Origin of the sequence: Propionibacterium cyclohexanicum (assembly GCF_900111365.1) — a bacterium.
Classification (GTDB): Bacteria; Actinomycetota; Actinomycetes; order Propionibacteriales; family Propionibacteriaceae; genus Propionibacterium; species Propionibacterium cyclohexanicum.
The window spans coordinates 65240-79883 of sequence record NZ_FOGZ01000006.1 but is presented as its reverse complement, the minus strand read 5'-3'; the positions used below and the strand labels follow the sequence as shown (position 1 = coordinate 79883).

General features: G+C 66.6%; 16 protein-coding genes. 9 read left to right on the top strand and 7 right to left on the bottom strand.

The features are described 5' to 3' along the window. Positions 1–90 precede the first annotated feature (90 nt). Positions 91–657, bottom strand: a complete 567-nt coding sequence (locus BMX93_RS04410) for a YqgE/AlgH family protein (protein ID WP_091968415.1) — start codon at positions 655–657, stop codon at positions 91–93. Positions 658–745: 88 nt separating this feature from the next. Continuing rightward, entirely contained in the window at positions 746–1084 is a 339-nt protein-coding gene (locus tag BMX93_RS04405; RefSeq protein WP_091968413.1) for a hypothetical protein, read from the bottom strand. A 1057-nt stretch (positions 1085–2141) separates the two neighbouring features. On the opposite strand from BMX93_RS04405, the gene BMX93_RS13530 reads away from it, so the two are divergent. Next, positions 2142–2681: a helix-turn-helix domain-containing protein gene (locus BMX93_RS13530; RefSeq protein ID WP_091968411.1), complete on the top strand. Its 540-nt coding sequence runs from the start codon at positions 2142–2144 to the stop codon at positions 2679–2681. A 189-nt stretch (positions 2682–2870) separates the two neighbouring features. Here BMX93_RS13530 and BMX93_RS13525 read toward each other — a convergent pair whose 3' ends face one another. Further along, the gene (locus BMX93_RS13525; RefSeq protein ID WP_033502967.1) at positions 2871–3260 is read right to left on the bottom strand and encodes a recombinase family protein; all 390 of its coding nucleotides are present in this window, start codon (positions 3258–3260) and stop codon (positions 2871–2873) included. Between the two features lie 36 nt (positions 3261–3296). Continuing rightward, complete coding sequence (locus tag BMX93_RS04390; RefSeq protein WP_024463558.1) at positions 3297–3632, bottom strand: hypothetical protein; 336 nt, start codon at positions 3630–3632, stop codon at positions 3297–3299. A 203-nt stretch (positions 3633–3835) separates the two neighbouring features. Between BMX93_RS04390 and BMX93_RS04385 the strand changes: the two genes are divergently transcribed. The 3 genes from BMX93_RS04385 to BMX93_RS13230 are packed head-to-tail and all read left to right on the top strand — an operon-like array spanning position 3836 to position 5506. After that, a complete protein-coding gene (locus BMX93_RS04385; RefSeq protein ID WP_024463557.1) occupies positions 3836–4699 on the top strand; it encodes a DNA-processing protein DprA in 864 nt (287 codons plus the stop codon). Further along, positions 4696–4971, top strand: a complete 276-nt coding sequence (locus BMX93_RS13400) for a TFIIB-type zinc ribbon-containing protein (protein ID WP_081672702.1) — start codon at positions 4696–4698, stop codon at positions 4969–4971. The genes BMX93_RS04385 and BMX93_RS13400 overlap by 4 nt, the downstream gene beginning before the upstream one ends. Continuing rightward, on the top strand, positions 4880–5506 hold the full coding sequence (locus tag BMX93_RS13230) for an ArsR/SmtB family transcription factor (protein ID WP_233419515.1): 627 nt from the start codon (positions 4880–4882) through the stop codon (positions 5504–5506). Before BMX93_RS13400 ends, BMX93_RS13230 begins: the two co-directional genes overlap by 92 nt. Before the next feature lie 565 nt (positions 5507–6071). Here BMX93_RS13230 and mobF read toward each other — a convergent pair. After that, complete coding sequence (gene mobF / locus BMX93_RS04370) at positions 6072–9638, bottom strand: MobF family relaxase (protein ID WP_024463555.1); 3567 nt, start codon at positions 9636–9638, stop codon at positions 6072–6074. Positions 9639–9947: 309 nt separating this feature from the next. On the opposite strand from mobF, the gene BMX93_RS04365 reads away from it, so the two are divergent. The 4 genes from BMX93_RS04365 (at position 9948) to BMX93_RS04350 (ending at position 13496) form a co-directional block, all read left to right on the top strand. Then, positions 9948–10508 carry a DNA cytosine methyltransferase gene (locus BMX93_RS04365; protein WP_024463554.1) on the top strand — a complete coding sequence of 187 codons (561 nt, stop codon included), beginning with the start codon at positions 9948–9950 and terminating at the stop codon, positions 10506–10508. A 138-nt stretch (positions 10509–10646) separates the two neighbouring features. Next, entirely contained in the window at positions 10647–11585 is a 939-nt protein-coding gene (locus tag BMX93_RS04360) for a tyrosine-type recombinase/integrase (RefSeq protein ID WP_024463553.1), read from the top strand. After that, positions 11582–12511 (top strand): tyrosine-type recombinase/integrase, encoded by a 930-nt coding sequence (locus BMX93_RS04355; RefSeq protein WP_024463552.1) that lies wholly within the window; start codon positions 11582–11584, stop codon positions 12509–12511. Before BMX93_RS04360 ends, BMX93_RS04355 begins: the two co-directional genes overlap by 4 nt. Then, the gene (locus BMX93_RS04350) at positions 12504–13496 is read left to right on the top strand and encodes a tyrosine-type recombinase/integrase (RefSeq protein WP_024463551.1); all 993 of its coding nucleotides are present in this window, start codon (positions 12504–12506) and stop codon (positions 13494–13496) included. Before BMX93_RS04355 ends, BMX93_RS04350 begins: the two co-directional genes overlap by 8 nt. A gap of 68 nt (positions 13497–13564) precedes the next feature. On the opposite strand, the gene BMX93_RS12850 is transcribed toward BMX93_RS04350, so the two are convergent. Then, complete coding sequence (locus BMX93_RS12850; RefSeq protein ID WP_156100208.1) at positions 13565–13729, bottom strand: hypothetical protein; 165 nt, start codon at positions 13727–13729, stop codon at positions 13565–13567. Between the two features lie 165 nt (positions 13730–13894). Here BMX93_RS12850 and BMX93_RS12845 point away from each other — a divergent pair, with 165 nt between their 5' ends. Further along, positions 13895–14188, top strand: a complete 294-nt coding sequence (locus tag BMX93_RS12845) for a hypothetical protein (RefSeq protein ID WP_024463550.1) — start codon at positions 13895–13897, stop codon at positions 14186–14188. Between the two features lie 64 nt (positions 14189–14252). Here BMX93_RS12845 and BMX93_RS04340 read toward each other — a convergent pair whose 3' ends face one another. Next, positions 14253–14591 carry an ArsR/SmtB family transcription factor gene (locus BMX93_RS04340; protein ID WP_226839147.1) on the bottom strand — a complete coding sequence of 113 codons (339 nt, stop codon included), beginning with the start codon at positions 14589–14591 and terminating at the stop codon, positions 14253–14255. Between the last annotated feature and the right edge of the window lie 53 nt (positions 14592–14644).

Below are 14644 nucleotides of genomic sequence, written 5' to 3'. Positions count from 1 at the left end.
CATCCACCCACTATATGAGCAAGCCAGACACCAGGAGGTGAAACTCCTGAGCGGCGCTTCCGCCGCAGGGCAGGGCCGAAGCGGGTGGGCTCAGTTGCGCGAAGGATCGTCGGTGTAGGCGCTGAGCAGTGCCGCCTCGCCTCCCTGGCGGCGCAGCACACGCCGCCACAGTCCCTGCGCATTCGTGCCGAAGATATCCTCCTCGCGAGGCGTCGAGCGGATCCACACATGCTGACGCAGCTCCGCCTCGAGCTGGCCAGGCTGCCATCCCGCGTAGCCAGCGAATACTCGCACGTCCGAGTATGCGCCGTGGACGATCTCGACGGGGGTGTCCAGATGGAGCAGGCCCACGTCGCCCACCACGGGACGCCAGCCCGGCGGTTCCTCGCTGCGGTCGAGCACTTTCGCCAGGCAAATGGCGCCATTGGGGGTGACCGGGCCACCTGCGAACAAGACCGGAGGCGGATTGAGCTGACCGGCCCAGGCCGGCAGGACGTTCGAGACCGGTGTGGTCGACGGCTTGTTGAGAGCGACCCCGATGGCACCGTTCTCGTCGTTGTCGAGCAGCAGGATGACGGCCTGGTCGAAGAAGCCGGCATCCCGCCCGGCTGCGCTCACCAAGAGCTCACCGGCCTGGGGATCATCGGAGAGTGCCACTGTGCCAGTTTGGCACGCTCCAGACGCACCATGCTCGGATGACCCGGAGCGGTTGCTCGGAGCATCTCGCCCGGGACGCCGAACGGGCTCAGGACAGCTGCATCCAGCGAAGATAGTCCTGAACCGTGGGGCGCGTGCACGTAAGCCGTGCCCCACTCGCCGAGTACGCCGTTTCCCCGAAGGTCTCGCAACTCTGCCCCACGACCGCAACGCCTGTAGTGGTGGCGCTGCTCGAACTGTCGGTGGCGGTAGGCGTCGCGGTGACTGTGACTGTCACCGGCGGGGCGGTCACAGTCTGCGCCGGCGGTGTGACTGTCATGGTGCTGGTGGGGCCAGGTGTGGTGACCACCGTGGGATTGCCCAGCGCAAAGGAGCCAACGGCGAGGCCGACCACCAGGGCCAACAGGACGAGCAGCCCGAGGAGCAAGCGCGACAGCAGACGTCCACCGCGCGATGATCGGGACCCGACGACCTCGGGTGGGAGGACGGCCGGTCCTCCTGAGCCGGCCTCTCCTGATTCCTGGCGATGATCGTCCTGCCCGGCGCTCCCCGCGTCCCCCGACGCCTCCCGGTGGTCTTGCGGCGCAGCCCCCCGCGCATCCCGCGACGCCTCGCGGTGGTCTTGCGGCGCAGCCCCGCGAGCATCCCGGGGCCCGGTTGTTGATACCGGCTGCTCAGTCGAGCCGCTCGTAGGCGCGACGGCGGCATCTGGTGAGGGAGGCTGCGCACCACCGGATGGTGCTGGGTGGGTCGTGGGCACCGCGGGTGCTGGGTGGGTCGTGGGCACCGCGGGTGCTGGCGCCGACAGGGAACCGTGCGGAACACTGTGCGCCGGCTTGGCGGCCACCTTGGCCGGCAAGAGCAGGTCGGATTCGACGTCCGCCGGTTCGGGGCGATCGGGTTGTGCCATCCCACCCGCTTCGCGAGCACCGTCCTCCTGTGTGGCGTGGCCCTGTGAGGCGTGGCCCTGTGAGGCGGGCTGCGGCCCCGAGGGTTCAGGAGCCAGCGGAGACGCGCTGGAAAGCCGCAGAGCAGCCGCTTGCTCGGGGTCCAGATCCTCTGTCGTGGGGCGATAAGGGTAGTTAGCCGGACGGAAGTGGAACTGGCGATTGTCCTCACTCATGCTGGACGGGCCCTCCTTGCTCGAGTCACCACTGCTCAATCTAGTCGTCGCACTGCGGTGGCAGGGCAAGCCTCGGGGCGCCCGATCAGCCCCCTAGGGGCCTCGCGGTCCCCAGGGCCGCGCCCGAGAAAACCCCGTGCCGAGCCTTTTCTGACGCAAGTCCGCCAATGCAGGCCCCAGGCAACAGAAAAGGGCAAATCGGGTCAGATTCAGCACATACGCGAGCCCTGGCGTTCGCAGCCCCACCCTCATGCGCACGATCTTGAGTTCGTGTGGAGACCCGGGGTATCGCCGCTGTCCTTCGCTATGACAACGGGAATCGCGCGTGCGGTGAACACGCCGCCACCGCGGTGCCCATCCGATGGGGACACGCGGGCGGATGAGCACAAAAAGACCCGCCCCTGTCGAGGGGCGGGTCTTGCTGTTGGTGGTCCTCTGTAGGAGCTTCTCAAACCAGTCGGTGGCGTTGAAGTCGTTGATCTCCCGGACTTTGCGCGGCAAACGGGCCATCGCGACTCGTTCGTCGAAGTCTCCACGGAACGATGTTCGGGGCCCGATGGCCGAGAAAACACTCCAGACTCAAACTCGTTTGAGCTACCCGAGACGTCAAGAACTCCTCACGGCCTACGCTGCTGGGACGCCTGTCAGGCAGATCGCGAGAGAGTTCGGCATCCACCGGAACACGGTCACGACGATCGTCAACAGCGAAGGAGCCCCAGTGAGGAGGCCGCGAATCTCGTCGGAGGCCAAAGCGCAGGCCCTGCCGCTCTACGAAGGTGGTATGAGCCTTGCCGAGGTCGCCAAGGAACTTGGCATCAGCTCTGCGGGAGCGCGCGCCATCATTCGCGATGCCGGAGGAACAATGAGGCCTGCGGGAATAGTGCGTCACCCGCAGCATTAGCGGCAGCACCGTCACTCATGCGGAAGGGCCACCGGGATGTCCGTCTCGGTGGCCCTTCCGCTGTGGTCGCTATGGCATCACTCGTCTTCAGGTGGCGCCCATTCAATGTCTGGATAGTACGTGGCGAGCGGCTTCACGATCACCGCGTCAACCTTGCGTTCCCGCTACGCCATCTGCTCGTCATCGAATTCAGGGGCGAAGTCCCCGTCGCGGTTGCTCTGTTCCACAGTCCGTGAGCACGCGCATGAGGCCGAGGACCGACCGCTGAGTGTCAGTCAGACGGCCTTCGCCAACGATGTACAGCAGCACGCCGACCTCGTCGAGGGTCGTCATGACTCGTCCAAAGGCATCGAAGGCACGGCCGAAACGGTTAACGTCTCTGACGACGACCGCCGAGACGTTGCCGCCACGGGCCAAGGCAAGGAGCTGGTCGAGGCCAGACCCGGGATGACCGTCGTCGTGGAACTCGCCCACGACCTCGAATCCGGACTCGGCAGCCAAGCGCTTGCAGTCTGCGCACTGCGCCTGAAACAGTCCAGCGTTCGGTCGCGCATTGCGCGTATAAATCGCGGCATACATCAGATGGCGCTCGCTTCTACACGATGACGCTGAGCGCTATCCTCCTGTCGCCGTGCCCGGCGTCGGGCGGCGAACTCGCGGGCGCGGGCCCGCAAAAAGCAGAACGATGCTGATGGGCCCCAGCCACAGCATCTTGAACCCCGACCACACGCACAGCAGCACCAGCAGGTTCAGCCAGCCCGGCGCCCCATTGGCGAGCAGGGTGGTCAGCCAGTAGGCGGCGGCGAAGTAGGGTGCGGCCAGCAGCATGGCGGGCACGCCCCACTTGAGGCCTTGGCGGGTGCGGATCAGGTCGCGGATGACGTTGGTGGGCATCCAGCGGCGCAGGAAGTCGTGGATGGCGATGCTGGCGGCAAATAGAAGGCGGATCATGGCAGTGCTCCTCTCTTCACGCACGGGTATCCATCGAGGTGGTGCGCTAGAGAGTGACCCGGAGGGTCTGCCGCGAACGGCCCAATGTGAAGGAGAAAGACACCTCACTTTCGATTCTACGTGAGGCCTGCGATCTGCGGAACCCTTCGCGGGTGTTCTGCCGTGTACCTGTCCGGTTACTGTCAACCGGAGAGGAGCCCCCCATGGACGCCGTGGCAGACCAGGTACGAGACGAACGCGCCGCGAGGATCATCCTGTCGATGATCGCCGAGCCCGCCGACCCCGCCACCGGCGGCACCCTGCGCGAGCATGGCGGCATCGAGACCCTGCGGCTGGCGCAGTCCGATAGTCCGATTCCCGACATGGACGCCATGAGGACCAGGGTGTGGCGCGAACGCCTCGCCCCCAAACTCACGCCCGACGTGCTGGCTCGGGTGGATGGCTACCGGCAGGGCGGCATGGCCGCGCTCATCCCCGGCGACCAACACTGGCCGACCGCGCTGGCTGACCTGGGCGACCGGGCCCCGTACGTGCTGTGGGCCAAAGGCGCGGCCTCCCTGCTGTCCGGGTCGCTGTCGGATCGGGTCACGATCACCGGGTCCAGGGCCGCCACTCATTATGGGGAGCATGTGGCCGGCGAGCTGGCCACATGCCTGGCGAACGCGGAGCGGGTCATCATCGGCGGCGGCGCGTATGGGATTGAGGCGGCCGCCCACCGTGGTGCGCTGACGGCTGGCGGCCAGACGGTGGCCGTGCTGGCCGGCGGCATCGACCGGCGCTATCCGGCGGGCAACGCGGAGCTGCTGGACAGGATCGGGGATGTGGGCCTGCTGGTGTCCGAACGGCCCCCGCAGTCCGCGCCGACGCGGCAGATGTTCCTCGCCCGCCACCGACTCATGGCGGCAAGTCTTGCGGTCAAACCAACTGGACACGCCGCCCTGTTGTATGAATATATGTTCACATGTACCATAGTTTTCATGGCCACAATGGTGGTCCGTTGTCATCACTGCAAAGTGGATGACAACAAGATGAGAACCAATATGACGAATGGATGTGAAAGATCATGAAGTGTCCTACCGACGGAACACCGCTGGCGCTCTCTGAACGCAGCGGCATTGAAATCGACTACTGCCCCGAGTGCAGGGGGGTCTGGCTCGACCGAGGCGAACTGGACAAGATTATTGAACGTGCGGGAGATGGTTTCGGCTCATCGCCCTCGACGGGCTACGGCGATCAAAGAGACCGCCATGGCTCTAGTCGAAATGACCACCACGGTTCTACCCGCGACGGATATGGTCAACGTCGCCGGGGAGGTTGGCTCGGTGACTTGTTCGATTGACATGGACACTCATCTCCACAACGGTGCAGATCACCGCAGGTTGGTGAGTATCTCATTGATCGAAGGGCATGATCACGACCAAGCATCATCTGTCGGCGGTTCTAGTGCGACTTCGCCGACGCACAGGGCCATACACCGCGAACTACACGATTGCACTGTCGGCACGGTCGATCTCGGAATCCAAGAGCTGAGGGAATCCATCCCCGAAGAGAGACAAATTGTGAATGTCGCCGACATTTTTTCGCTGCTCGGCGATCCTGCTCGGCTGCGCATTCTCATCGCTCTGAGCGTCAGGAGGCTTCGCGTGTGCGACCTCGTCAAGGTCGTCGGCGCCAGCGAATCCTCCGTGTCACACGCGCTGCGCATCCTTCGTGCTCATCGCGTCGTCGACGTGATTCGAAGAGGCCGGGAGGCGCACTATGCCCTCGCCGATTCCCACGTACGTGCGCTCCTTGAACTCGCTATAGACCATGTGAATCATTCCCCACTGACGCTACACGCAGACAGCAATCACGATCACACATCCGATTCTTGAACGAGTGCTTTCGTTCATGGATGTCGTGGACGAAAGCACTCGTTCACAGAGAGACCGACCGGCGGCATCACAGACCGTCGCGACTCATCGCCAGACTCATCAACGTCGCTACGTACCTCCCTCAGGCGTGCCCAATATGGTCTTCGACGTGAGCGTAAAGAGATATACTTAGCGGTTCGGAACTCACGGCAGAGGGGCTGCGACACCCAGAGAAGCGCAGCCATTGACACCGGATTCTGGAAGTCCCAGGCCTGCTTCTCGTTGGTGACGGCGGTGCCGCAGAACCGACGAGTTGTCCGGGGTCATGCGTGCTAGCGACGAGTACGATGTCACCGTCCGGCACTTCTGTCACGAGGAAGACAACGCACACTGGCAAATCACCAACTTCGAATTCGTTCACCTCGTTATCTTCAATTGCCTCGACCAGCACTTCAAGGATGAGGCAACACCAATACAGTAAGAAAGCTGTTACGAGGTATCCCGGACTTCGAACTCAGAGATGTCGGCTATGCAGCCAGCAAAAGTTATCCTCAGCCCATGGCCAGTACTCGTCGTCGAACTAGATTCACAGAATTCGTCCAATATGCCCGACGGTGTCGATTCGACGTGCATCCGCAGGAGGATCACTTGTCAGGCGCTCAGCCCGCGCGAGTGACGTTCTGGCACGAATCGCGTCGACTTTCTGCTTCACGTTCTCCGGTTGCGGGCCGAGGGGGTGCTGGCTGTCGGTGATCTGGTAGCGGTCGCGGTACGCGGCGACGGTGCGAGCGGCGGTGAGCCATGCCGTCTGCTTCCTGGGCTCGTCGGGTTTGGGGCCGAGCCGTGCCGTCCATGGTTCACCTGCTGTGATGGCGGCGTCGAGGAGGGTGGCGGCGCGCTGCTCAATGAGGTCTTGTCGTTCTGTCAGGGCTTGGCGCATGTCGGGGTCGGTGATGTTCTGGGCTTCGGGGATGAGGCCGGCGATCAGGCGCGGGGGCTTGCGGGTGCGGCCCGAGCCGGCGGGCCGGCTGGCGGCGCGGGCCACGCGCCAGTGCAGCACGCTGGCGATGTCCTCGGCGTCCTCGAAGCCCCGGACGTGGACCAGCCGGGGCATGAGCTGGTCGAGGTCGTGGCGGTTGGCCTCGGCCCGGCGCATCTCGGTGATCAGGGCCCCGAACGCGGGCGAGCCCAGCGCGGCGTCCACCTGGTCGTCGGTGAGGCCGGATGCGGTGAGCAGGCTCGCCCACCGGTCGTGCTGCGCGGTGTCGGCGATGGTCTCGTACTCGGCCGCGAGCTGCCGGATGGACCCCCAGCGTTCCTGCTCGGCGGCGATGGTCTCGTGCGCCGAGAGTTCGGCACCGACATGCTGGAGCACACCATAGAGCACGCTGCGGGCGGTCGCGTCGGGGTTGTCGGAGGGGTGCGGGGCCACGTGCGCGTCGTCCACCGGATCGATGGCGACATAGGCGTGGTTCTCGTGGCGGCCGCGCGTCATGGAGACGTAGAAGTTCTCCCGTGTCGTCGTAGCGGTGGCTACGACGTGCGAGGTGTCGGTGGTGACGCCCTGGGCGCGGTGCGCGGTGATCGCGTAGCCCAGATCTACATGCTCGGCCACGTAGGCGGCGGGCAGCACCATGGCGCCGCCGAAGCGGCGGCCTTCGGGCCGGATCGTGATCGAGCCGTCCCGGCCGACATGGGCCACGCTCCACCGGTCGCCGTTGCGCACATAGGCCCTCCCGTTCTTCGAGCGCAGCCGGCGGTCGTTGCGGCGGGTGATGATCCGGTCGCCCCTCGCCAGTCTCGTGCCATCGTGTAGTTCGGCCTCCCGGCCGGGCGTGATCGTGCCGTCCAGGATCAGGTCGGCGCGGGCGCGCTGGTTGAGCTGGGTGACCGTCTCGCGGGTCTCCGCCACCAGGATCGACGCCAAACCCTGCCCGATGTCTCGCTGCCAGGCCGTGTAGGCGGCGTCGACCATCTGCTCCTGCTCGCCGCCGTGGACGCGCCCGTGGTCGATGAGGGTGTCGATGGCGCGGGTGCGGCCGTGGCGCAAATCGAGCGAGCTGGTCTTCTCCCACGGTTGTGTGAACCGGTGGACGTCGGTGAGTTCGGGGGCGTCATGACGCTCGTTGACGAGCATGGCGAACGCGCCGCCGGCGTCGACCGATTGCAACTGCGACCAGTCGCCCACCAGCAGCACCTTCGCGCCCGTCTGCTGGGCGACGGCGGTGATGCGGTCGAGGGAGCCGGTGCCGGCCAGGGAGGCCTCGTCGAGGATGACGAGCTGGCCCGGGTGGAAGGTCGCGCCCCGGTGCAGGTGCAGCTGCCACCAGCGGGCCGTGTTCGCCGTCTCGATGCCGAGTTCTTCTCCGAGCACCTGCGCCGCCGCCTCGGACGGGGCCAGGCCGAGCACGCTGCCGTCGCCGTGCTCGCTCTCCCACATCCGGCGCAGCGCGTTCATGGCCGTGGTCTTCCCGGCCCCGGCGGGGCCCACCAGCACATCGACCATGCGGCCGGACAGGGCGATCCGGGTGAGCGCCTCGACCTGATCGGGGCCGAGGATGCGGCCTTCCCTGTCCGGCCTGCTCGTGACGGTCTCGATGGTCTGCAATGCGATGGTGGGGCCGGTCTGATGGTTGGCGCGGGCGAGGAGTCGGTCTTCGGCGGCGAGCAGGTCCTCGGTCGAGTAGAGCACCGCAGCCCGGTCGCGGAACCGGCTGGACCCGTCGGGCCGCTGGAAGAGCGCCGGGCTTGACGCGAGTTCGGGCGGGGTCAGGCGAAGCGATACCTGTTCGGCGGCGTCGGTGACCATCCCGGTGACCGCCTCCCGGTCCCCGGCGGTGGCGAAGCGCAGGCCCATGAGCTGTCTGCTGGCTTCGGCGTGCAGGTTCCAGCGCCGCCACGTCGAGCGCTTCTCGCCCACCACCGCCACCACCTCTCGGCCCAGTTCGCTGATCGCGTCCAGCGGTATGTCGTCGGCGCGCAGCAGCCCGCCATGCTCAGTGCTGCTGGTGGTGAGGGTGTGCGCCCAGCCGGTCGCGTCCTCGCCCAGGAGCAGGTCGGCGCGGGCGCGCCAGTCGCGGGTCAGGTCCGCCAGGGAATGCACGTGCTTCTCGGGTCTGGTGGCCAGCGTGGCCTGCGCGCGCAGTCTGATGATCGTCCTGGTCGAGGGCCGGCGGCCGTGCCGCTCGACGTGGCGGGCGATGAGCCTCTGGGTTTCGTCCTCGATGTCGCGGGAGCGTGAGGAGAACTCGTCGATCAGCGCGTCGGGCACCGGGGCCAGCTCCCACGCCGGGCTGCGGTCGCGGCCCCGCTCGCGCGCCTCCCATGCCAGACCGAGCATGCCGGTGATCCGGTCGGCCAGGGTCGCGTTGTACAGCTCGGACAGGGCGACGATCGACGCGTGCACCGGCCGGCCGGCCAGGGTGCGCCACTTCTGGTCCTGCACGGTGAAGACCTTGTTGCTCACCACGACGTGCGTGTGCAGCTGGGGGTCGCCCGCCCGGGAGTCGTAGTGGTCGAACGCGGTCGCCACCACGCCGGCGACATCCACGTGGGCGACCGATCCCTCCGGGCCGGCCGCGCCCACGCGGGTGGTCGCAACCTCGCGCTCGAAGAACGCAATCACCTGCGCAACCGCCGTGTGGTGCGCGTCCGCGATCAGGGCCTGCGTGCCGGCGTCTGCAACCCCCCACAGCACCGAGAGCGATTTCGGCACCGAAAACGTCAGGTCGTAGCCGGCGACCGCGCGCCGGGTGCCCTTGTCGTGCTCCTCAGCCTCGATCAGCGCGATTCGCTCGGCACGGCCCGCCGGGCCAAGACCATCATCGAGCGCATCGATACGCCGGTCGATGCGCTCCTGCACGCTCGTGTACTTCCGGTACGGCGAGCCCAGGGCCTGGCCGGTGATGGGGTCGTGGCCCATGCCGATCAGCAGCTGGAGCTGGGCCTCGGACACCCGGCCGCCGGATTCGAGCTCCCCGTGGCCCAGGCGCGAGAGGCCGGCGCCCAGCCAGAAGCCGGGCGGGGTGCCCTCCTCGGCGTAGTACCGGGTCAGCGGGGTCGAGAGCGACCGGTCGCCGTCGCCGGCCGCGACCGTGCGCAGCAGGTACTCGTACCCGTCGCCGGCGCTCATCACTCGCATCGAAACCGTCATGCCAGGCAGGTGAACCCCCGCCGCCCCGGCCACCAGCCAGGCACCCGCCACGGCCGCCCGCTAACGCGTTGAAAGAAGTGTGGCAGGCCAGAAGACGGCGCTGAGAGCCGGAACGACGACGGTCGGGCGGCGGCGAGACGGGCAGCCGAGAAGGCCGCGAATCCCGGAGGCTTCGCGGTGGGCCGACGGGCGCTCATCGTCGGGCAGACGGCAGTGGCGGGCGTGGAGGGTCGTGCACCTGACAGGTGACCAGCCCGGCAGCAGCTCAGGAGAAGTCGCTGTCGGGGTCGCCCGTCACGGGGAGCCCTCATGCACGACACCACTCACTCGCCCCGGCTTCGGGTCGGGTCGCTGTTCAGCGGCTACGGTGGCCTCGACCTGGCCGTCGAGCACGCCTTCAACGCCCAGACCATCTGGTCTTCCGAGATCAACCAGCCCGTCGCCGAGCTGTTCGCCCATCACTGGCCGGACGCGCCGAACCTGGGCGACATCACCGCCATCGACTGGAATCAGGTCGAGCCGGTGGACATCCTCATCGGCGGGTTTCCCTGCCAGGACGTGAGCACGGCCGGCAAGAAGGCGGGTTTGAAGCCCGGCACTCGTTCTGGTCTGTGGTCGCATATGGCCGAAGCCATCGACGCGCTGCAACCGGAGTGGGTCGTCATCGAGAACGTGCGCGGACTGCTCTCCGCGACCGCCATCCGACTCCCAACGCAAGGAGACAACAATGAGCAATGCAACCCCGACCTCGCAACCCCTGCGGATGCAACCCTTCGCGACCTGGGACCCGACCCGTGGCATCTGGCAGACGGCGCAGCTCGACCTCTGCGGGCTATGGGAGCCGGCATGTCGCCCTCGTGGTTATGTTGACCGGTGTCGCCGGGCCGCGTGGCTGCTGGGCTCGGGGGCTTTGCCGGTCAACATAACCATCGGCGCTGTTGGCGGGGTTCGCTTGATCTGACTGGGCGGTCACGGTGATCGTCTGGCGTCAGGTCAAGGAGGACCGAGATGGTGATTCATCGTGATCAACGCCGCGCGGACACGCGTGTCGTGCTGGACGAGTTCGAAGGGTGGCTGCTGCGGGAGCGATCGACGCAGGATCGCACCGCCGCCGCTTACACGGCCCGTGTCGCGGGCTTCGTGGAGTGGCTGCCCGCACCGGTCGATGACACGCTGCGGGCGCTGACGGCCGCGACCGTGATCGAGTGGGTGAACCTCGAAGCCGCCCGCGGGTTGAAGGCGTCGACGCTGGGTAAGCAGATGGTGATGCTGCGCTCGTTTCTGCAGTTCTGCCACCGCACGGGCCGAACCGGCCAGGACTTCGCCGGCGTGGTTCCGCATGCCGCCGCATGGCGGCTCTCATCGATCCCTGACCCGGTCCCTGCCGGGACGATCGAGATGCTGTTCGACAGTCTCGATCCGCGCTCCCCGAAGGGGTTGCGGGACCGGGCGATCTTGCTGCTGCTGACCGGACTCGGACTGCGGGCCTGCGAGATCGCCGGCCTGCGGCTGGGCGATATCGGCTGGCAGACCGGCAGCCTCCGCATCCACGGGAAGGGCGACCGGGTCGACGAGCTCCCGCTGCCCGACGAGGTCGGGAAAGCGCTGGAAGACTATGTCCTGAACGGTCGCGGCGGCCTTGTTGAAGGTGACGAGGTGTTCTGGACCGTGATCGCGCCGGTCCAGCCGTTGACAGCGAACGGGGTCTGCGGCGCTGTTCGACAGCTCTGCGTGAACGCGGGTGTCACGAAGTTCGGCCCGCACCGGCTGCGGCAGACGTTCGCGACCGGGGCACTCGCCTCGGGCGCGACGCTGCAGGAAGTCCAGGGGCTGCTGCGGCACGCGCATCTGCGCACGACCGCGATCTACGCGAAAGTCGACACGAACCGGCTCACGCAGCTCGTCTCGGAATGGCCGAGTGCGGCATCGGGCAGGTGGACGCGATGAGCGATCTGCGCGCCCTCGCGGACAGCTACCTCGCGACCCGGCGGGCGCTGGGGTTCAAGCTGACCGCACCGGGCAAGACGCTCGACGCGTTCGTGACCTGGATGGACGAACACGGCGAGCCGACGATCCGCCGCGACCTGGCCACCGAGTGGGTCTTGCAGTTCTCCCGCCGCACGGTCTCGGAACGCCTCAACCACATCCGCCAGTTCGCCCAGCACGCCGCCTGGTTCGACCCCGCTACGGAGATTCCGCTGGTCGACGGCAACCCCTACGGCAGTCACCGTGCTCACCCGATGATTCTCACCCCGCCGCAGGTCGACGCGCTGCTGTCGGCGGCGGGCCGGCTGAGCCCGACGGTCCGCGCGGCGTCCTGGCAGACACTTCTCGGGCTGCTGACCGTGACCGGGCTACGGATCAGCGAGGCCCGGAATCTCAACGACACCGATATCACCGCCGATGAGGACAGCGACGGCGGCTGGCTGCGGGTCACAGACACGAAGTTCGGCAAGTCCCGGCTCGTTCCGATCCATGCCTCGACACTGGCCGCGACCCGGAGGTTCCAGCGGCTTCGGGATCGCACGTTCCCAGAACCGAAGACCACGGCCGTGTTCGTCGCGCGTCGCGGCACCCGGATCGCGAGATCGACCGCGGGCCAGACGTTCCAAGAGATCCGCACGATGGCGGGCCTGTCTGGCGGGCCGACCCAGCCCGCAGTGAGGCTGCATGATCTGCGGCACTCGTTCGCGACGAACACGCTCATCGAACACATCCGCGCAGGCGGAGACGTCGATCAGATGATGCCAGTGCTCTCGACCTGGCTCGGCCATGTCAGCCCGGAATCCACCTACTGGTATCTCTCGAACACGCCCGAACTCGCCGCCGCTCTCGCCGAACGCATCCAGAACGCAGGAGCCGGCCATGAGTGACCTCGCACCGCTGCTGCAGAGCTTCTTCACCGACAAGCTCGACCGGCACCTGAACGCCAGTGTTCATACGAAAGCCGCTTACGCCGACACGTTCCGGCTGCTGTTGCTCTATGCCCAGGACGCGACCGGCGTCGCCCCGTCCGGGCTGACGTTGGCCGACTTGAACGCGGACCTGGTCGGCGGATTCCTGCAACATCTGGAGACCGTCCGAGGGAACTCCGCGGCGACCCGCAACGCCCGCCGGGCGGCACTGCGGTCGTTCTTCACCTACGCCAGCTACCGCGCCCCGGACTCGATCGCCACGATCAGCCAGGTCCTCGCGATCCCCGCGAAACGAACAAAGACCACCCTCGTCTCGTTCCTCACCGTCCCCGAGGCCGAGGCTCTGATCGGCGCGCCGGACACGGATACATGGCTCGGCAGGCGCGACAGGCTCCTGCTGCACCTGGGCATCCAGACCGGGCTCCGCGTCAGCGAACTGGTCAGCCTCCGCATCAGCGACATCCAGATCGGGCTGCGCAGTCAGCTCGAATGCGTCGGCAAGGGACGCAAACAGCGTGTCATCCCGCTCCAGAAAAACACCACCACGCTCTTGACCGCCTGGTTCCGCGAGCTCCCCGCCGCACCCGACACGCCCTTGTTCCCTTCCCACGTAGGGACGCCCCTGACCAGGGTCGCGGTCGGCAAACTCGTCGCCCGGCACGCGGCGACCGCGGCAGGACGATGTCCTTCAATCGCCGCGAAGAACGTCACCCCGCACACGCTGCGGCACACCTGCGCGATGAGCTTCCTCCACGCCGGGATCGACACCGCGAGCATCGCGCTCTGGCTCGGGCACGCGAACATCCAGACCACGCAGATCTACCTCCACGCCGATCTGGAACTCAAACGCCGAACCCTCGACCGGCTCCCCACCATCGACGAACAGCCGCCAGCCCGCTATCAAGCCTCCGACGCGCTACTCGCGTTCCTCAAGAACCAATGACACGGCCGATGGTTATGTTGACCGGCAAAGCCCCCGAGCCCAGCAGCCACGCGGCCCGGCGACACCGGTCAACATAACCACGAGGGCGACATACCGGCGCTTATGCGGAATTCCGCATAAGTGATGTACTCGGCGATCTGGCCGACCTGCGGATGTCTGCGCGATGGGTCGGCATACCCGCTGCCCTTGTCGGCGCTCCCCACCACCGGTTTCGCGTCTTCATCCTCGCCCATCGTCAGATTCCGCACGCCCCTGGCCTCGGACTCGCAATGGGGCGGAGAGAGCCTGGAGCACGTACGAGCGCGTCGAGGCACGATCGCGCTCTCGCACCAGATCATCGACCTCGCCCTGAACGGGCCGCATGGCTCAGCGAACAGGAGCGGCGAATCGGAGACCCTGTGGCCCCTGATCGAGCAACTCTTCGACAATGGGGACGCTACGGTTCAGCCATCGCCCGCTGGCAGCGCATCACCGGACGACAAGCCCCAGCACCCGCGCTCCTGAACCAGACCGAAGGCCCACGCCCAGCGCCGGCCTTCGTCGAATGGCTCATGGGACTGCCCCAAGGATGGGTCACCGACCCCCAGCACAGCGAACTGACCAACAGCCAGCAGATCACCGTCCTCGGCAACGGCGTCCTCCCACTGCAAGCCGCCACGGCGATCGATTCACTGCGACTGCTCCCGCGCTAGTCGGCTTTCGTGCTGCCTCTTCACTTTATGATGCTGGGGCTTGTGGGCTCCAAGTTGCGAAGGATTACTTTGCAATTCGGTCGGACAGGTGGGATGCGTGGCCGATGGCCTGATTGAGTAGGTCGTTGACATGCTCATCGAAGAGCCGGTAGTAGATGTTCCGTCCTTGACGGTCGCCGGTCACGAGATTCAGGTGGCGCAGCAGCCGCAGGTGATTCGATACCGCTGCCTGTGCCGATCTCAGCCTCTCGCACAGCTCGCTGACTGTGGCGGGACCTTCAAGCAAACAGCTAAGAATCCGCAGCCGCAGCGGCGAGGCCAAGGCCCGCATGACCTCGGCGAGATACTGCGCGTCCTCCTCGCTGAGAGTGGGCATGCTCGGGGTCGTCTGGGTCTTCTTCATGAGAATCATTCTACAGGCGACACCCCACAACATGATATTTACATATCCAAATA